Annotated in this window: 17 protein-coding genes; 11 read left to right on the top strand and 6 right to left on the bottom strand. The window is 63.0% G+C overall.

The window, feature by feature from the left end; translation table 11 throughout:
• Positions 1-46: 46 nt before the first annotated feature.
• Entirely contained in the window at positions 47-877 is an 831-nt protein-coding gene (locus E5221_RS27080; protein WP_247846696.1) for a sigma 54-interacting transcriptional regulator, read from the top strand.
• Positions 878-1,052: 175 nt separating this feature from the next.
• Positions 1,053-1,838: a MetQ/NlpA family ABC transporter substrate-binding protein gene (locus E5221_RS27075; protein ID WP_013974690.1), complete on the top strand. Its 786-nt coding sequence runs from the start codon at positions 1,053-1,055 to the stop codon at positions 1,836-1,838.
• Positions 1,839-1,923: 85 nt separating this feature from the next.
• Here E5221_RS27075 and E5221_RS27070 read toward each other — a convergent pair whose 3' ends face one another.
• Both E5221_RS27070 and E5221_RS27065 read right to left on the bottom strand, forming a co-directional pair.
• Positions 1,924-2,742 carry an alpha/beta hydrolase gene (locus tag E5221_RS27070; protein WP_247846695.1) on the bottom strand — a complete coding sequence of 273 codons (819 nt, stop codon included), beginning with the start codon at positions 2,740-2,742 and terminating at the stop codon, positions 1,924-1,926.
• 85 nt (positions 2,743-2,827) lie between these two features.
• Positions 2,828-5,233, bottom strand: a complete 2,406-nt coding sequence (locus tag E5221_RS27065; RefSeq protein WP_247846694.1) for a penicillin acylase family protein — start codon at positions 5,231-5,233, stop codon at positions 2,828-2,830.
• 86 nt (positions 5,234-5,319) lie between these two features.
• Between E5221_RS27065 and E5221_RS27060 the strand changes: the two genes are divergently transcribed.
• Positions 5,320-5,886, top strand: coding sequence for a sugar O-acetyltransferase (locus E5221_RS27060; protein ID WP_015272200.1), 567 nt, complete (start codon positions 5,320-5,322; stop codon positions 5,884-5,886).
• Here the strand turns inward: E5221_RS27060 and E5221_RS27055 are convergent.
• Positions 5,865-6,434, bottom strand: a complete 570-nt coding sequence (locus E5221_RS27055) for a DUF6436 domain-containing protein (RefSeq protein WP_061550283.1) — start codon at positions 6,432-6,434, stop codon at positions 5,865-5,867. The genes E5221_RS27060 and E5221_RS27055 overlap by 22 nt on opposite strands.
• A 212-nt stretch (positions 6,435-6,646) precedes the next feature.
• On the opposite strand from E5221_RS27055, the gene E5221_RS27050 reads away from it, so the two are divergent.
• On the top strand, positions 6,647-7,573 hold the full coding sequence (locus E5221_RS27050; RefSeq protein WP_247846693.1) for an alpha/beta hydrolase: 927 nt from the start codon (positions 6,647-6,649) through the stop codon (positions 7,571-7,573).
• On the opposite strand, the gene E5221_RS27045 is transcribed toward E5221_RS27050, so the two are convergent.
• Positions 7,574-8,326, bottom strand: a complete 753-nt coding sequence (locus E5221_RS27045; RefSeq protein WP_003258544.1) for a DUF2059 domain-containing protein — start codon at positions 8,324-8,326, stop codon at positions 7,574-7,576. It lies immediately after the preceding gene.
• Between the two features lie 113 nt (positions 8,327-8,439).
• On the opposite strand from E5221_RS27045, the gene E5221_RS27040 reads away from it, so the two are divergent.
• Positions 8,440-9,072: a 2OG-Fe(II) oxygenase gene (locus tag E5221_RS27040; protein WP_061550324.1), complete on the top strand. Its 633-nt coding sequence runs from the start codon at positions 8,440-8,442 to the stop codon at positions 9,070-9,072.
• Positions 9,059-9,562, top strand: coding sequence for a DUF523 domain-containing protein (locus tag E5221_RS27035; RefSeq protein WP_061550285.1), 504 nt, complete (start codon positions 9,059-9,061; stop codon positions 9,560-9,562). Before E5221_RS27040 ends, E5221_RS27035 begins: the two co-directional genes overlap by 14 nt.
• A 122-nt stretch (positions 9,563-9,684) precedes the next feature.
• Here E5221_RS27035 and E5221_RS27030 read toward each other — a convergent pair whose 3' ends face one another.
• Entirely contained in the window at positions 9,685-10,173 is a 489-nt protein-coding gene (locus E5221_RS27030) for a transporter substrate-binding domain-containing protein (protein WP_061550286.1), read from the bottom strand.
• Between the two features lie 224 nt (positions 10,174-10,397).
• On the opposite strand from E5221_RS27030, the gene E5221_RS27025 reads away from it, so the two are divergent.
• The gene (locus E5221_RS27025; protein WP_024087878.1) at positions 10,398-10,874 is read left to right on the top strand and encodes a DUF4399 domain-containing protein; all 477 of its coding nucleotides are present in this window, start codon (positions 10,398-10,400) and stop codon (positions 10,872-10,874) included.
• 105 nt (positions 10,875-10,979) lie between these two features.
• On the opposite strand, the gene serA is transcribed toward E5221_RS27025, so the two are convergent.
• Entirely contained in the window at positions 10,980-12,209 is a 1,230-nt protein-coding gene (gene serA / locus E5221_RS27020) for a phosphoglycerate dehydrogenase (RefSeq protein ID WP_003258542.1), read from the bottom strand.
• Between the two features lie 170 nt (positions 12,210-12,379).
• Between serA and E5221_RS27015 the strand changes: the two genes are divergently transcribed.
• The 4 genes from E5221_RS27015 to E5221_RS27000 all read left to right on the top strand — a co-directional run bounded on the left by E5221_RS27015 (position 12,380) and on the right by E5221_RS27000 (position 16,564).
• Positions 12,380-13,777: an FAD-binding oxidoreductase gene (locus E5221_RS27015; protein ID WP_061550287.1), complete on the top strand. Its 1,398-nt coding sequence runs from the start codon at positions 12,380-12,382 to the stop codon at positions 13,775-13,777.
• A 25-nt stretch (positions 13,778-13,802) separates the two neighbouring features.
• Positions 13,803-14,468: a fumarylacetoacetate hydrolase family protein gene (locus E5221_RS27010; protein WP_015272191.1), complete on the top strand. Its 666-nt coding sequence runs from the start codon at positions 13,803-13,805 to the stop codon at positions 14,466-14,468.
• A gap of 182 nt (positions 14,469-14,650) precedes the next feature.
• Positions 14,651-15,571 (top strand): SdiA-regulated domain-containing protein, encoded by a 921-nt coding sequence (locus E5221_RS27005; protein ID WP_247846692.1) that lies wholly within the window; start codon positions 14,651-14,653, stop codon positions 15,569-15,571.
• A 90-nt stretch (positions 15,572-15,661) separates the two neighbouring features.
• The gene (locus E5221_RS27000) at positions 15,662-16,564 is read left to right on the top strand and encodes an SdiA-regulated domain-containing protein (protein ID WP_061550289.1); all 903 of its coding nucleotides are present in this window, start codon (positions 15,662-15,664) and stop codon (positions 16,562-16,564) included.
• Positions 16,565-16,576: the final 12 nt, after the last annotated feature.

The following is a 16,576-nucleotide window of genomic DNA, read 5'->3' as shown; positions in this document are numbered from 1 at the left end:
GTTTGCCTGACGCCCGGCCATTGAAGGCCTGGGGCGGGAGTTCGTCATGACTTTTCAAAACCCTTTTGGCCAGCCGTTGCTGACCTTCCCTGAATTGGACAAGAGCCCACTGAGCATCCGCGCCAAGGCGCTGGTGTTCATCGACCCACGTTCGCAGCAGCTGCGCGAGGAGCTCGAGCACCTGGCGCCACAATCCTTGCCGGTGCTGATCCGTGGCGAAACCGGCACCGGCAAGGAACTGCTGGCCCGGCAGATCCACCGTGCCAGTGACCGCAGCGGGTTGTTCGTGTCGGTCAACTGCGCTGCCATCAGCCCCACCTACGCCGATGCCGAGCTGTTCGGCTACAGTGCCGGCAGCCAAGGCGGCACAGCCAGCAGCCGTGCCGGCTGGTTCGGCTCGGCCAACGGCGGCACGTTGTACCTGGACGAGATCGCCGACTTGCCGCTGGCCATCCAGGGCAAGCTGCTGGCCGCCCTTGAAAACCGCGAGGTTACCCGGGTGGGCGCGCAGCAGCCGCAACCGGTGGACGTGCGCCTGGTAGCCGCCACCAGTATCGACCTGGCGCGGGTGGTGCGCGCGGGGCGCTTCAACGAGCGCCTGTACCAGTACCTGCGCGAGGGAGCGCTGGAGCTACCGCCACTGCGCGAGCGGCCGGGCGATATCTTGCCGTTGGCCGAGTATTTCGTGGGCATCTACAGCGTGCGGCTACAGCGGCCTGTGCCGCTGGTGAGCGAGGCGGCGCAGCAGGTGCTGGAGGCACACCCCTGGCCCGGCAACACCCGAGAACTGGAGAATGTCATCCACTTTGCCTTGCTGGTGAATGACGGCGAGGAGATCCTGGCAGAGGACCTGGACCTGCCCGACCCTGCGCGCTAGGCACTGCTCAAAAGCAAAATGGCTGATAGCATTTTGTTTTTGGAATAAGCAGCTAAATAAAAGATATTTTTACGGAATAAAAAATCTGGGTATTGTCCGCCTCACGCCCGCTGGTGAACCGGTTGGGCACCCGATTCGCCATCGTCGATGGCCCAGAACCAGAACAAGGATCACCATGAAGAAGACCCTGCTGACCACTGCCCTGGCCGCTGCCCTGTCGTTTGCCGGCCTGGCTACCGCCGCCGAGAAACTGGTTGTCGCCGCCACCCCGGTACCGCACGCCGAAATCCTCGAGCTGATCAAGCCGACCCTGGCCAAGGAAGGTGTGGACCTGCAGATCAAGGTTTTCACCGACTACGTGCAGCCGAACGTGCAGGTTGACCAGAAGCGCCTGGACGCCAACTACTTCCAGACCCTGCCTTATCTGCAGAACTTCAACGAAGGCAAGGGCACCCACCTGGAAACCGTGATCGGCGTGCATGTCGAACCCTTTGGTGGTTACTCGAAGAAGGTCAAGAGCCTGAGCGAACTGAAAGAAGGCGCTACCGTTGCCATCCCTAACGAGGGCAGCAACAGCGGCCGCGCCCTGCTACTGCTGCAGAAGGCTGGCCTGATCACCCTGAAGGATCCGAAGAACGCCCTGGCCACCCCCAAGGACATTGCCGAGAACCCGAAGAAGCTGAAGTTCCGCGAGCTTGAGTCGGCCATGCTGCCGCGCGTGCTGGACCAGGTCGACCTGGACATGATCAACACCAACTACGCCCTGGAAGCCGGCCTGAACCCGGCCAAGGACGCGCTGGTAATCGAAGGCAGCGACTCGCCATACGTGAACTTCCTGGTCGCCCGCCCGGACAACAAGGACAGCGAAGCCATCCAGAAACTGGCCAAGGCCCTGACCAGCCCGGAAGTGAAGGAGTTCATCGCCAAGAAGTACCAAGGTGCGGTGCTGCCGGCGTTCTGATGCGCTTGCATTACCTTGCATGACCCAACGCCGACACCCTTGTGTCGGCGTTTTTCACAAGGGCTGCAAAGCAGCCTCGGCAATCTCACTGGTTACGCGGTAGCCAGTTCAACAGGAACTCATTCACCACCCGCGGGTTCTCCAGGCTGGAGATATGCCCCGCAAACGGAATCTGCGCCGCCAGGCAGCCAATGATCCGCGCCATTTCATTGGACTCTTCCGGCGGCCGCGGAATGTCCTGATCGCCGCACATCAGGATGGTTCTCTCGCTCGGCAGCTGCTCGAGTTGCTCCAGCAGGTCGTGTCGTCCAAAGATTATCCGCCCCATGGGATCGAGGCTCTCGCGAATGGTTTGTGCACTGCTTGCCTTCAGCTGAGCACGAAACCGCTCACGGATTTCAGGCACGGTCTGGCCGCCTGCGTGGAAAAAAATAGGCACGATGATGTCGAGCAACGGGTCGCTGAATTCGCCGGCTGCGCTGGCGGTATCCAGCAAGGCGAAATACTTGAGCCGAGTTTCCTCCGGCTCGGCGCTCAGGTAAGTGTCCATGAGCACCAGGCGATCAATTCGTTCAGGGTGGGTAGCAGCCAGCGGTGCCCCCCACATACCGCCTACCGACAGCCCGACCAGGTGGCACTTGGTAATTTCCAGTTTGTCCAGCAACGTCAGGTGCTGGTGGACCAAGCTGTTCATGTCGATGGTCGTGGCAGGCGGAGCATCGGAGCCGCCGTGGCCCCACAGCTCGGGGACGATGACGCGGAAGTGTTCTGACAAGGCTTCGATTTGTGGCTGCCACATCTCGGCGGACCACAGGTAGCTGTGGCCGAGCAGGACCGGGAAACCCTGGCCCTGGTCGATGTAGCTCATGCGGGCGCCGTCGATTTCGATGAAGTGTCTTTGCATGGAATGGGTCTCGGCTGGGAGTGCTGTAGGGTATTCGAAATTGTCGGGGGCCGCTTTGCGGCCCATTCGCAGCACAAGGCTGCTCCTACAGGGGATCGCGGTCTCTTGTAGGAGCAGCCTTGTGCTGCGAATGGGCTGGCACCAGACGCAAGGTACTCTGCGCCGGGATCACCCCCATCTGCGCCTTCTGGTACTGCCCCTGCACATCCCCTTCGGCCTGATCCGCAAAATGCCTGTCGAACGGCACACCACTCTGCCCGACCGGGTTGGTGGTCAGCGCCTGCCCGGCATCGGCAAAGTCGACCAGCCGCCGCGTCGACGGCCCATAGGTCACCGGCCATGGCGCCGGGCCGATCTTCGCCGAGAGGTTGTTCGGCACTTCATGGGTGCCCGGTGCGGCGAACGGGCCGACGTTGAACAGCAGGTTCAGCGGCTTTTTCACCCCCAGCGGGTGGTTGTGGGTCAGGGTATGGGCCTTGCCCCACTGCCAACTGGCCGGGTCGTTGCCCAGGGTTTCCCGCAGGTGCTTCAAGCTGTTCTGCCACGCCATGCGCACCACGGCGTTACGGTCGGTGCGCTGGTTGGCTCCGCGGGTGTTCCACCACGGCGAATCGGCATCCGCCGCCAGGCGCGGCAGGGCTGCGTCGATGGCGCGGGTGCTGATCAGCATCGGGAACCAGGTGTCGCCCAGCTCGTCATGCAAGGCCGCGAATGCCAGCTCGTAGAGGAACTGGTTGAACAGCGTGGCACTGGTCGAGTCGAGCGGGTAGTCGCCGCTCCAGGCTGCCAGTTGCTCAACCAACTCCTTCTCTTCGTCACCTTCGGCCACTGCGCGTAGCGTTGCCAGCAGTGGTGCAAGGGTGCGCGGGCCATAGTCGCTTGCAGTGTCCAACTGCAGCGCCTGGCTATTCTGGGTATCCCACTTCACATCGGGGTTGGCCAAGTGGCGATCGAGCTGGCGGCCTCGGTCCGGCAGGTTGTAGTAACCGGGTATCGGCACTGCTGCTGGAGGCTGGTAGTTGGCCGAGACAATGTAGCCGCGTGCCGGGTTCTCCTGCTGCGGGTTGACGCTGAAGGGGTAGAAGCCGAGCTTGTCTGCCTGCGCACTGGCACCATCGAGGATGAACACGGGGTCGACGCCGTCGGGGCGGATCGGCAACTGCGCCGCTGCCCACCAACCGATATCGCCACGGGCATTGGCCCAGACCAGGTTCAGCCCCGGCGCATGCACCTTGGCCGCAGCCTCGCGCATCTTGCCCAGGGTATCGGCGCGGTTGAGCTGGTAGAAACCGTCTAGGATCGGGTTTTCGGTTTCCAGGAACGCCCACCACATGGCGATTGGCGTGGGCCCGGCAGTGGCACCCAGTACGTCGTTGACGATCGGGCCATGGGGCGAGCGGCGGAGGCTGAGGGTGACCGGTGCTTCGCCTTTAACGGCAATCTGCTGCTCGGTCTTTTCCAGCGCATGCCATTTGCCATCGACCATCACCTGGTTGGCGTCGGCAGGGTTGGTGCGCTCGGCGATCAGGTCGACGTCGTCATTCTGGAACATGGTCAGGCTCCAGCCGAAGTCGCGGTTGTGGCCGAGCAGGGCGAACGGGTTGAGCGCCTGGAAGTAGCCATACAGGTTGAAGCCCGGCGCCGACAGCTCGGCCTCGTACCACACCGCCGGCACCGCAAAACCGATGTGCGGGTCGCCGGCCAGCAGCGGCCTGCCGCTGCGGGTGCGGCTGCCGGCCACGGCCCAGGCGTTGCTGCCCTCGAATTGCGGGATGCCCGCATCGCCCAGCGCGTCATGGCTGAGGCGGGCGAGGGCCTCCAGGCTTTGCCAGTCGGCAGCGGCCAGCGGTGTACCCAAGGCGCCCTCGGGCTGCCAGGCGAGATCGAAGATGTTCAGGTACTCAGGGCCCAGCTGGTCGCGGATATAGGTGAGCGCGGGCTCGGTGCGAAACGCGGCGGCGAAGCTGTAGGCCAGGTAGCCGGCGATGCTCAGCGTGTCTTCGGCGCTGAAGGGGCGTGGGGTGATGCCGAGCAGGTCGAACTCCACGGGTTTTGGGTGGCTGGCCTGCCAGCTGTTCACCCCGTCGAGGTAGGCCTGCAGGGCTTGCCAGGCGGGTGACTGGCGGTCCTGACGCTTGGCCATCAGTGCTGCCTGTTCGCGAATGCGCAGGCTGCGGAACAGGGTGTCGGTGGGCAGCAGCTTGTCGCCCAGTACCTCGGCCAGCTCGCCCCGGGCCAGGCGCCGCAGGATCTCCATCTGGAACAGCCGGTCCTGGGCATGCACGTAACCGAGAGCACGATACAGGTCCGGCTCGCTCTGCGCCTGCAGGTGCGGCACCCCACGGGCGTCGTAGCGCACGTTGACCGGCGCCTGCAGACCGGCGATGGCCACCTCGCCCTCGCGTTGCGGCAGCTTGCCCTGCACATACCAGTATCCGGCGCCGGCGGCCACGGCAACCATCACGGCCAATAGGGTCAAGCTGCGCTTCATGCAGGCTCCTTGTGCGTTCAAGCGAAAAATGTGGTCCGATGATCGGCGGATTCGCGACCAGAGCATAGCCCCAGGAAGGAGTTTCCATGTCCCTCAGCGAAAAACAGAAAATGCTTACAGGCCAGCTCTATCACGCTGGCTGTCCCGAGCTGCAGGCCGAGCAGATCGCCAACAAGCACTGGATGCACCGCTACAACAGCAGTGTCGAATTGCTCAACGACGCACGTCATGGGCTCTTGGTAGAGCACTTTGGCCAGGTCGGCGAAGGCGCGGTGATCCGCCCGCCGTTTTATTGCGACTATGGCTACAACATCAGCGTCGGCCGCAACACCTTCATGAATTTCAACTGCGTGATCCTCGATGTGCTGCCGGTGCGTATCGGTGATGACTGCCAGATCGGCCCCAACGTGCAGATCTATACCGCCGACCACCCGCTCGACCCCGAGGTGCGCCGCACAGGGCTGGAGAGTGGCCGGCCGGTGACCATCGGCAACAACGTGTGGATCGGCGGCGCGGCGATCATCCTGCCGGGGGTGACCATTGGCGATAACGCCGTGGTGGGTGCCGGTAGTGTGGTCACCCGTGACGTGCCGGCAGGGGCGGTGGTGGTGGGCAACCCTGCGCGGGTGCGTCAGCCGGCCCAGGGGCAGTAGCAGCCCACCGCCAGGGTATTTGAGGCACTCACCTGGCGGCCGTCGAGTAGCGCCTTGAGGATCGGCTCGATGAAGCTGTTGCTGGCATTGCACACCGCGCCTTCGCTGTAGGGGCCGAAGTAGGCCAGGTGGCCTTGCCGGTCCCAGATGGCCACGGCCGGGGAGGCGGGCAGGTGTTCGCTGCCGGGCAGGCTGGCGAGTGGCTTGAGGGCGGTGAGGTTGGCGGGCAGCTGGCCGTGGCTGTCGGGCTTTTGCAGCACGTGGAAGGTCACGCCCTGGCTGGCGAACTGGTTGATCAGGTCGCCCAGGTGCTGCTGGTTGCCGACGTTGCACGGGCAGGCCGGGTCCCAGAAATGCACTACCCGGATCGGGCCGGGGCCGGCCAGCTCGGGGGGCAACTGCAGCTGGCTGCCGTCGAACAGCGTGGCCTGGTTGTCGAACGGGCGCAGGTAGCGGGCCTGGAAGGTGGTGTAGGCCTGCCAGAGGATGGTCACACCGACCAGAAGGGCGATTGCTGTGCACAGCGGTTTGATGATCCGAGTCTTCATGAAGTTTCCGCGGCCCTCTGTAGGAGCAGCCTTGTGCTGCGAAAGGGCCGGCATGACTGATGGTGTTGTTGTGGCAGTACCGGCCTCTTCGCAGCACAAGGTTGCGCCTACCGGGGGATACCGCTATCGGCCTGAAATCGAGCAAGCTTGCCACGACGCCAGCCAGAGCTGAATATCCCAGATCAATACTTGCTTCACTGTGGATGTACCCGATGCCCGCTGCCTTTCACCCAGACCTCCTGCGCACCAGCCTGGCGCCACTGACCTTTCGCCAGCCGTTGTCGGCGCAGGCGCAGGACTACCAGCGCTTCTATGGCCTGAACCTGTCGGCCCACAGCTGGCTGGGCGGCTTCCAGGCCGCAGGCTTCGAGCTGGTCGGGCAGGCCTGGCTACCCGACCAGCCGAGCGCGACGCTGTTCCTGCTGCACGGCTATTACGACCATATGGGCCTCTATAGGCATGTGATCGATTGGGCGCTCAAACAGGGGTTCGCCGTGATCAGTTGCGACCTGCCCGGCCACGGCCTGTCCAGCGGCGAGCGAGCCAGCATCAGTGATTTCGCGGTGTACCAGCAGGTGCTGGAGGCTTTGTTCGAACAGGCGCGCACGCTGCAACTGCCGCGCCCGTGGCACCTATGCGGGCAAAGCACCGGTGGCGCCATCGCCGTGGACCACCTGTTGTACCAGGGCGCGCGCAGCCCCATCGATGGCCAGGTCATCCTGTTGGCACCGCTGGTGCGGCCCTGTGCCTGGCGCTGGTCGAAGCTGAGCTATCGCGTGTTGCGTCACTTCGTGAATGGCATCGAGCGGCGCTTCAGCGAGAACACCAATGACCCGACCTTCCTGCCGTTCCTCGAAGCCGACCCGCTGCAACCGCGCCGCCTGCCTACAGCTTGGGTGGGTGCCTTGATTGTCTGGGTCAAACGCATCGAGGCCGCGCCGCGCAGCACGCGGCGGCCGTTGATCGTGCAAGGAGAAGCGGATGGTACAGTGGACTGGCCGTACAACCTCGAAGTACTCAAGGCCAAGTTCGCCGAACCACAGATTCTGATGCTGCCCGAGGCCCGTCACCACCTGGCCAACGAGCTGCCGGGCATTCGTCAGCGCTACTTCGACTTCATCGACCAGCGCCTGGGCTGATCACTTAAGGTCGCTGCTGCTCTGGCCAACTGCCAGGCCTGCGCGAACGGCGGCCAAGGCGGCCTGGTAGTAAGCCTTGCCGTCTGGCGACTCGGCAAAGGTAGCGAACTCTTCCAGCTCCGCATCGGACAGGTCGCGATAGACATACAGCAGGGTGTTGTTGAGGTCTTCGCCGATCTGGCCCATCAGGCGCTGGCGCTGGCCGTCGAGCAGGTTCTGGGCCTGACCGCCGCCGAACAGGCCGGGGATCATCGAGCTGAGGCTGTCGGCCGCCACGCCGGCAATGGCCAGGCTCACTTCGGCGCCGGCTTCGCGCGCCGGCAGGGCCTGGGCCAGATGCCCGATTATCAGCAGGCGATCATCGCTGGCCTGGATCTTCGGCAAGCCCTTGGCATTCCTGGCCAGTTCGTCCTTGCGTGTGGCCTTGAGCTCCGCAGCCACCACCTTGCGCCCCAGCGGCGACCGGAAGAACGCCAGCGCCGGTGCCGGGTTGGCCAAGGTTGCGCGCAGCTGCGCCTGGGCGCGACGGTCCACCGCCTGGGCCTGGAAGCGCTGGTTGCTGTTGTTTACCAGCGCCTGGTACACGGCGGGTGGCAAACTGTTGCGGTAGCGTTCCTGGGCAGCGGTCAGGGCATCATTGAAATGGGCGCGCTGGTCGGGCCAGCCGGCGGCCTTGTACAGTTGATCCAGGTTGTCTGCCCAGACAGGCACGGTGCAGATCATCAGCAGAATCAGGGAAAACAGACGGCGCATTCAGGACTCCTGTCGGCAGGTGGCTATTGTCCGTGGCCGGGCGCCGGTTTGTCGAGATATCCGCGTGCTTCTCGGCCAAGTGGCGCTGTGCGCCGGCATGGCTAATGGATATGATGCGCGCCATGCACATCTCCCCTGAACACCCGATGCTTGCGGCCGTCGTCGACGATCTGGCCACCCATGGCTGGTCCCAGCAGGCGCTTTTTCTGCCCGCCGACCTGGTGCGTGCGCTCGCGGCCGAGTGTCGGCGCCGTGATGCCGAAGGCGAACTCAACCCTGCAGGGGTTGGGCGCGGTGCTGCCCAGGAGGTGCGCGAGGCCATTCGCGGCGACCAGATCCAGTGGATCGACCCCGGCCAGGCCGAGGCCTGCGACCAGTACCTGAGCGCCATGGAGCAGCTGCGCCAGGCCATCAACCAGGGCCTGTTCCTTGGCCTGGAAGACTTCGAGTGCCATTTTGCCTTGTACCCGCCAGGGGCGTTCTATCGCCGGCACCTGGACCGCTTCCGCGATGATGACCGGCGCATGGTGTCGGCAGTCCTGTACCTGAATGAAGGCTGGCAGCCGCAGGACGGTGGCCAGTTGCGCATGTTCCTGGCGGACGGTGTCGAGCATGATGTCGAGCCGGTGGCGGGCTGCCTGGTGGTGTTCTTGTCGGGCGAGGTGCCCCATGAGGTGCTGCCGGCAGGGCGTGAGCGGCTTTCGTTGACCGGCTGGTTCCGGCGCCGTGGCAATGACCCCTTCTGACCTGCCCAAGGTGCTGGTCAGCGCCTGCCTGCTGGGGCAGCCGGTGCGCTATGACGGCCGCGCCAGTGGCCACCCCGACCTGTTGCAGCGCTGGCAGGTCGAAGGGCGCGTGGTGCCGTTGTGCCCGGAAGTGGCGGGTGGCTTGCCGACCCCACGGCCGCCTGCAGAGATACCGGGCGGGCAGGGTGGGGAGGTGCTCGACGGTGGTGCGCAGGTGCTGACGGTGGCGGGCGAGGATGTCAGCGCCGAGTTCCTGGCTGGGGCGCAGCGGGCGCTGGAGCTGGTGCACCGGCATGGCATTCGTGTGGCCGTGCTGAAAGCTGGAAGCCCTTCGTGTGGCAACCGGTTGACCTATGACGGCACGTTCAGTGGTGTGAAGGTGGCCGGGGAAGGGGTGACCACGGCATTACTGCGGCGGGCGGGGGTGCTGGTGTTCAGCGAGCTGGAGCTGGACGAGGCACAGCAGGCTCTGGCCGGGCTTTCAGCTTAAGCCTGTTCCGGCCCCTTCGCGGGTGAACCCGCTCCCACAGGGACATCACAAGCGTTGAGGGCTGTGGAGAACTTGTGGGAGCGGGTTCACCCGCGAAGAGGCCGGTACAGGCAGCAAAAATCCTATTGCCCGGCCGCAGTCTCAGGCACACCCTTGAACCACTTTTGCTCAAGTTCGGCAGTCCGCCCGCTGTCCTTGAGCCGCTGCAGTGCATTGTTCACCGCACTCTCGAACGCCGGGTTGTCCTTCTGGAACGGGATCACCAGCTGCTTCTCGCCAAACGGCAGGCTCACATCGAGCGGGCCGTCACCTTTGGGTGATTCGCTCGACGGGGTCAGTGCGATGTCGTACTTGCCACTCTCGACACCGGGCAGTACCTCTGCCGCAGGGGCTTCGATGAACTCTGCGCGCAGGTCCAGTTCCTTGGCCAGCGCCTGGCCGAAGTCGATCTCGAAGCCGCTCAGGTGGTCATTTTCCTTGAATGCGTACGGCGAGTTGTCGGCCTGTACGGCTATGCGCAGTTCGCCCCGGTCGGCAATTTCGTCTATCAGCTCGGCCTGAGCCAATGGCGTGATCAGTATCGCCAGCATTACTCCTATGGTCGAACGCATTAAAGCCCCTTTTCTCTTTGGCAGATGAATAACCTTCGCCACGGCTTTCTTCCTCGCCGTGGTCGAGCGCAGCCTATGACCTTGAAGCCTCGGCATTGTTTAACCCTGATTGAAATATTTCTGCCTGGCGCTGTGAACATCCAGGCACAGATATCAACTAAGGTGAACCACCGCCGCCACTGGAATACTGGCGGCGGTCAATAAGTGAATCACAGGAGAAGTGAATGAACAGCCTATTTTCGCGTGCTGCCGTTGCTGGTCTGTTGATGGGAGCGTCGATGTTCGCCAGTGCCGCAGATGCCCTGAAGAGCCAGGAGCCGCCCAAGGATGCCAAGGTCTTCATCGTTTCCCCCGCCGATGGCGCCACGGTCGACAAGACCTTCACCGTCAAGTTCGGCATCGAGGGCATGGCGCTCAAGCCTGCGGGTGACAGCACCCCGCACACCGGGCACCACCACCTGCTGGTGGACGTGGATAAAGAGCCTGTGGCCGACATGGCCCTGCCGGCCAGCCTGATGCCACAGGCCGGCACCGCGTTGCCGGATGGCCCGCAAGTACTGCACTTCGGCAAGGCGCAGACCGAAACCAGCATTACCCTGACCCCAGGCAAGCACACCCTGCAGCTGGTGCTGGGTGACCAGTATCACGTGCCGTTCAAGCCGAGCGTCGTGTCGCAGAAGATTACTGTCGACGTGAAATAGGGGTTGAGCTCTTCGCGGGCAAGCCCGCGAAGCAAGCGACACCAATGTAACAGGCAAAAAAAGGGAGGCCACCAGGGCCTCCCTTTTTTCATGCCGCCAGCGAACTTAGAACAGGACGCGGGAACGGATGGTGCCCTTGACCTGTTGCAGCTTCTCTTGCGCCAGGTCGGAGTACTCGGCGTCAACGTCGATCACCACGTAACCGACTTTCTCGTTGGTCTGCAGGAACTGACCAGAGATGTTGATGCCGTTCTCGGCGAAGACCTTGTTGATCTCGCTGAGCACGCCCGGGATGTTTTCGTGGATGTGCAGCAGGCGGTGCTTGCCTGGGTGCGCCGGCAGGGCCACTTCCGGGAAGTTGACCGAGGATACCGAGGTACCGTTGTCGCTGTACTTGACCAGCTTCTCGGCCACTTCCAGGCCGATGTTGGCCTGGGCTTCGGCAGTGGAACCACCGATGTGCGGGGTCAGGATCACGTTGTCCAGACCACGCAGCGGGCTTTCGAACTGCTCGTCGTTGGAGCGCGGCTCCACCGGGAACACGTCGATGGCGGCGCCGATCAGGTGCTGGTCCTTGATGGCGGCGGCCAGGTGGTCCAGCTCGACCACCGTGCCGCGTGCGGCGTTGATCAGGATCGCGCCCTTCTTCATCGCGCGGATTTCCTTCTCGCCGATCATCCACTGGGTGGACGGCAGCTCAGGCACGTGCAGCGAAACGATGTCGGCCAGGCCCAGCAGCTCGTGCAGGCTGGTGACCTGCACGGCGTTGCCCAGTGGCAGCTTGGTCAGCGGGTCGTAGAAATACACCTGCATGCCCATGTTCTCGGCCAGGACCGACAGCTGGGTGCCGATCGAGCCGTAACCGACGATACCCAGCTTCTTGCCGCGGATTTCGAAGGAATTGGCCGCGCTCTTGATCCAGCCGCCACGGTGGCAGGAAGCGTTCTTCTCGGGGATGCCGCGCAGCAGCAGGATGGCTTCGGCCAGTACCAGTTCGGCTACCGAACGGGTGTTGGAGTATGGCGCGTTGAACACGGCGATACCGCGCTCGCGGGCAGCTTCCAGGTCGACCTGGTTGGTGCCGATGCAGAAGCAGCCAACGGCGACCAGTTTCTTGGCGCAGTCGAAGATCTCTTCGGTCAGCTGGGTGCGCGAACGGATGCCGATGAAGTGGGCATCTGCGATCTTTTCCTTCAGCTCGGCTTCCGGCAGCGAACCAGTGAGGTATTCGATGTTGGTGTAGCCGGCGGCCTTGAGGGTATCGACCGCGTTCTGGTGCACACCTTCAAGAAGAAGGAACCGGATCTTGCTCTTGTCGAGAGAAGTCTTGCTCATCTGCGTAAACCTGTATCCCGGAGAAAAAATGGCGAGGGTGATGCCAGGCGCAAAGGCGGCCTTAGCATGAACAGCGGGAGGGCTATGCTAGCATACGCGACACAATCTGAGCTTATCCCGACAGGTGAAGAGTGCTCAGGGTGACTATGAATAAGTCGAGAGTTCCAGCGATGACCCACCCCGCTGTAATTGATGAACTGATGACCCTTGTCGACCCTGGCAAGGTCCTGACCGACGCAGCTTCCCTGGAAGCCTATGGCAAGGACTGGACCAAGCATTACCCACCGGCACCCAGTGCCATCGTCTTTCCCAAGACGGTGGAGCAGGTGCAGGCGATCGTGCGCTGGGCCAATACGCACAAGGTGGCGCTCGTGCCGTCTGGCGGTCGTACCGGGCTTTCCGCAGGCGCCGTGGCGGCCAACGGCGAAGTGGTGGTCGCCTTCGACTACATGAACCAGATTCTCGGCTTCAATGCATTCGACCGCACCGTAGTCTGCCAGCCAGGGGTTATTACCCGCCAGCTGCAGGCCTACGCCGAAGAACAGGGCTTGTATTACCCGGTGGACTTCGCCTCCAGCGGTTCCAGCCAGATTGGCGGCAATATCGGCACCAATGCCGGTGGAATCAAGGTGATTCGCTACGGCATGACCCGCAACTGGGTGGCCGGGTTGAAAGTGGTGACCGGCAAGGGTGAGCTGCTGGAGCTGAACAAGGACCTGATCAAGAACGCCACCGGCTACGACCTGCGCCAGCTGTTCATCGGTGCCGAAGGTACCCTTGGCTTCGTGGTCGAGGCCACCATGCGTCTGGACCGTGCGCCGCGCAACCTCACCGCGATGGTGCTGGGTACCCCCGATTTCGACTCGATCATGCCTGTGCTGCATGCCTTCCAGGGCAAGCTGGACCTGACTGCCTTCGAGTTCTTCTCCGACAAGGGCCTGGCCAGGATCCTGGCGCGTGGCGACGTGCCGGCGCCGTTCGAGACCGACTGCCCGTTCTACGCGCTGCTGGAGTTCGAGGCCAGCACCGAGGAGGTGGCCAACGAAGCCCTGGCCACCTTTGAGCACTGCGTCGAACAAGGCTGGGTGCTGGACGGGGTGATGAGCCAGAGCGAGACCCAGCTGAAAAACCTGTGGAAACTGCGCGAGTACCTGTCGGAAACCATCTCGCACTGGACCCCGTACAAGAACGACATTTCTGTCACGGTGTCGAAAGTGCCAGCGTTCCTGCGCGATATAGATGCCATCGTCGCCGAACATTACCCGGATTACGAAGTGGTGTGGTACGGCCACATCGGCGACGGCAACCTGCACCTGAACATCCTCAAGCCCGAGCACATGAGCAAGGACGACTTCTTCGCCTCGTGCACCAAGGTCAACAAGTGGGTGTTCGAGATCGTCGAGCGCTACAACGGCTCGATCTCCGCCGAGCATGGTGTGGGCATGACCAAGCGTGACTACCTGGGCTACAGCCGCTCGCCCGAAGAAATTGCCTGCATGAAGGCGATAAAGGCCGTGTTCGACCCTAACGGCATCATGAATCCGGGTAAGATCTTCGCACCTGAATAGAAAGCAGTATCCAGAGGAGTCGGCCATGAGTTACCAGCATCAGTACGTAGACGGCACACGCATTCACTTCCCGCTGGGCAAGGTGGTGTGCATCGGCCGTAACTATGCCGAGCATGCCAAGGAGCTGGACAATCCGATCCCCACCGAACCGCTGCTGTTCATCAAGCCGGGCAGCTGCGTGGTACCAGCCGAGGGTGGCTTCAAGATTCCGACGGAACGTGGCTCGGTGCACTATGAGGCGGAAATTGCCGTGCTGCTGGGCAAGCCGCTGTCGACTCATCCGAGCGAGGAAGAGGTGCTGGACGCCATTTCCGGCTATGCACCGGCGCTAGACCTTACCCTGCGTGACGTGCAGGCCAAGCTGAAAGAGAAGGGCCTGCCCTGGGAGTTGGCCAAGTGCTTCGATGGCGCCTGCGTACTGCCGCCGTTCGTGTCGGCCGCCAGCTTCGAGGATGTGACCGACATCCCGGTGCGCCTGACAGTCAACGGCGAAGTTCGCCAGGATGGTAACAGCGCGATGATGCTTAACCCGATCGTGCCGATGATCCAGCACATGGCCGCGCATTTCTCGCTGCAGGCGGGGGATGTGATCCTTACCGGTACCCCGGCGGGTGTGGGGCCGTTCAATGTCGGTGATGAACTGGTGCTGGAGTTGCCAGGTGTGAGCCGCTTCGAAAGCCGGGTGCTCTGACTCGAGACCGCGTCGCCTTCTTCGCGGGTAAACCCGCTCCCACAGGTACTGCGCAACCCTCAAGGGCGACGCTATGCCTGTGGGAGCGGGTTTACCCGCGAAGAGGCCGGTCCTGTTTACCGATTTTTCACACCTGATCCGGATAATGCGCGAATCTACGCCCATTTCCCCAGGACCCCCGCATGCCATCTCCCTCCAGCGCCCCGGCAACCCCCAAGCGTCGTTTCTTCCTGCGCTGGCCCTTCGGCCTGGCCGCGGCGGCGGTAGTCGGCTATGGCGTGGCCGTAGCCATGCATTGGGATGACCGCGGTGCGCTGTGGGTCAAGGAAAGATTCGAAAGCGCCGCCGAGCGCAGCGAGAGCGTATGGCTACCAGACTACAAGGTCGACATCGATGCCAAACCCTTGCCGGGCATGGACGACGATGAGGCGTCGGATGTGGCCTTCAACCCGCGTACCCGCACCCTGTTCGCAGTCATGGGCAAGAACCCGATCCTGGTCGAACTGAGCCTGGATGGCGATGTGCTGCGCAAGATCCCCCTAAACGGCTGGAACAACCCGGAAGGCGTCGCCGTGCTGGAGGACGGCTACCTGGCAATCACCGATGAGCGCCTGCACGACCTGACCGTGGTCAAGGTGGATGCGCAGACCACCTCGTTGAACCATGATGATTTCCAGAGCCACGACCTGGGCCCGTCGGTGAAGAGCAACAAGGGCTTCGAGGCGGTGGCCTGGGACCCGCTGCGCCAGCGCCTGGTAATCGGCGAGGAGCGCCCGCCCAGGCTGTATACCTGGAATACCGACGGCCGCAGCCCGCTCACGGGTGAAAAACAGCTTTTGCCCAGTGATGAACTGGACCTGCGCAACCTCTCGGCGCTTGGCGTGGATCCGCGTACCGGCCACTTGTTGGTGCTGTCGTCCGACTCCAACATGCTTCTGGAACTGGACGAGCAGGGCCAGCAAGTCAGTTTCATGACCCTGCTCGGCGGTTTCAACGGCCTGCAGGACACCATCCCGCGTGCCGAAGGGGTGGCCATGGACGACAAGGGCAACCTGTACATGGTCAGCGAGCCGGCACTGTTCTATCGCTTCAGCAAAAACTGACCCAAACATCCGACTTTTCGGATGCTGGCATTAAGCTTTACTTCAGTTGTGCGTGATTAGATTCGTCACCCCTGTGTCGAGTTTTCCCTCATGCGCCGTTTTGTTCGTCCGTTCCCTGTTCTGGTCGTTATTGGCCTGATCCTGCTCGGCTTGGCCGGGCAGGAGTTTCGCCTGTTCGAGCGTGGCTGGTTCAACCTCAAGGCCTGGTGGCAGCCAGCCGAGCAAAGCATCGGCCTGGACCGATACCGGGTGGTGGTGGAGGCGCAGCCGATCGAGGGGCTGGATGATGACATCTCGGCGCTGACCTACGACCCCGACCGCAAGACTCTGTTTACCGTTACCAACGCACGCTCGGAGCTGATCGAGCTATCGCTGGACGGGCGCATCCTGCGCCGAGTGCCGCTGACCGGCTTCGGCGACCCGGAAGCCGTGGAGTACGTCGGGCCCAACAGCTATGTGATCACCGATGAGCGTCAGCAGCGGCTGATTCGCGTGCGCCTGGAGGACGACGCGATGTTCCTCGATGCCGGCGATGCCGAGCAGCTGACCCTGGGCATTGGCCTGAATGGCAACAAGGGCTTCGAGGGGCTGGCCTATGATTCGGCGGGCAAGCGCCTGTTCGTGGCCAAGGAGCGTGACCCAATGCTGATCTACGAGGTGCATGGCTTCCCGCACGACAATCCTGAGCAGCCCTATGCGGTGCATGTGGTGCAGGACCGCAAGCGCGATTCGCGGCTGTTCGTGCGGGACCTGTCGAGCTTGCAGTTCGATGAGCGCAGCGGGCACTTGCTGGCGCTGTCGGACGAGTCGCGGCTGGTGCTGGAGCTGGATGTGGAGGGCCGGCCGCTGAGTACCTTGTCGTTGCGCAAGGGGTTCCAGGGGTTGCAGGCGACGGTGCCACAGGCGGAGGGGATTGCGATGGATGAGGCGGGGACCATCTATCTGGTCAGTGAGCCGAACCTGTTCTATGTGTTCAAACAGCCAGCGGAGTGAGCAGGTGGGGCT

Source organism: Pseudomonas sp. A2 (assembly GCF_023100865.1).
Taxonomy (GTDB): Bacteria; Pseudomonadota; Gammaproteobacteria; order Pseudomonadales; family Pseudomonadaceae; genus Aquipseudomonas; species Aquipseudomonas asiatica.
The sequence above is the reverse complement of the archived record's forward strand: the minus strand, read 5'-3'. Positions and strand labels throughout refer to the sequence as shown.

Coding starts and splice junctions, on each gene's coding strand:
- E5221_RS27025 (WP_024087878.1), top strand. CDS start 10,398: ATGAACAGCCTATTTTCGCGTGCTGCCGTTGCTGGTCTGTTGATGGGA.
- E5221_RS27010 (WP_015272191.1), top strand. CDS start 13,803: ATGAGTTACCAGCATCAGTACGTAGACGGCACACGCATTCACTTCCCG.
- E5221_RS27080 (WP_247846696.1), top strand. CDS start 47: ATGACTTTTCAAAACCCTTTTGGCCAGCCGTTGCTGACCTTCCCTGAA.
- E5221_RS27000 (WP_061550289.1), top strand. CDS start 15,662: ATGCGCCGTTTTGTTCGTCCGTTCCCTGTTCTGGTCGTTATTGGCCTG.
- E5221_RS27060 (WP_015272200.1), top strand. CDS start 5,320: ATGTCCCTCAGCGAAAAACAGAAAATGCTTACAGGCCAGCTCTATCAC.
- E5221_RS27015 (WP_061550287.1), top strand. CDS start 12,380: ATGACCCACCCCGCTGTAATTGATGAACTGATGACCCTTGTCGACCCT.
- E5221_RS27055 (WP_061550283.1), bottom strand. CDS start 6,434: ATGAAGACTCGGATCATCAAACCGCTGTGCACAGCAATCGCCCTTCTG.
- E5221_RS27075 (WP_013974690.1), top strand. CDS start 1,053: ATGAAGAAGACCCTGCTGACCACTGCCCTGGCCGCTGCCCTGTCGTTT.
- E5221_RS27065 (WP_247846694.1), bottom strand. CDS start 5,233: ATGAAGCGCAGCTTGACCCTATTGGCCGTGATGGTTGCCGTGGCCGCC.
- E5221_RS27035 (WP_061550285.1), top strand. CDS start 9,059: ATGACCCCTTCTGACCTGCCCAAGGTGCTGGTCAGCGCCTGCCTGCTG.
- E5221_RS27050 (WP_247846693.1), top strand. CDS start 6,647: ATGCCCGCTGCCTTTCACCCAGACCTCCTGCGCACCAGCCTGGCGCCA.
- E5221_RS27005 (WP_247846692.1), top strand. CDS start 14,651: ATGCCATCTCCCTCCAGCGCCCCGGCAACCCCCAAGCGTCGTTTCTTC.
- E5221_RS27045 (WP_003258544.1), bottom strand. CDS start 8,326: ATGCGCCGTCTGTTTTCCCTGATTCTGCTGATGATCTGCACCGTGCCT.
- E5221_RS27030 (WP_061550286.1), bottom strand. CDS start 10,173: ATGCGTTCGACCATAGGAGTAATGCTGGCGATACTGATCACGCCATTG.
- E5221_RS27040 (WP_061550324.1), top strand. CDS start 8,440: ATGCGCGCCATGCACATCTCCCCTGAACACCCGATGCTTGCGGCCGTC.
- serA (WP_003258542.1), bottom strand. CDS start 12,209: ATGAGCAAGACTTCTCTCGACAAGAGCAAGATCCGGTTCCTTCTTCTT.
- E5221_RS27070 (WP_247846695.1), bottom strand. CDS start 2,742: ATGCAAAGACACTTCATCGAAATCGACGGCGCCCGCATGAGCTACATC.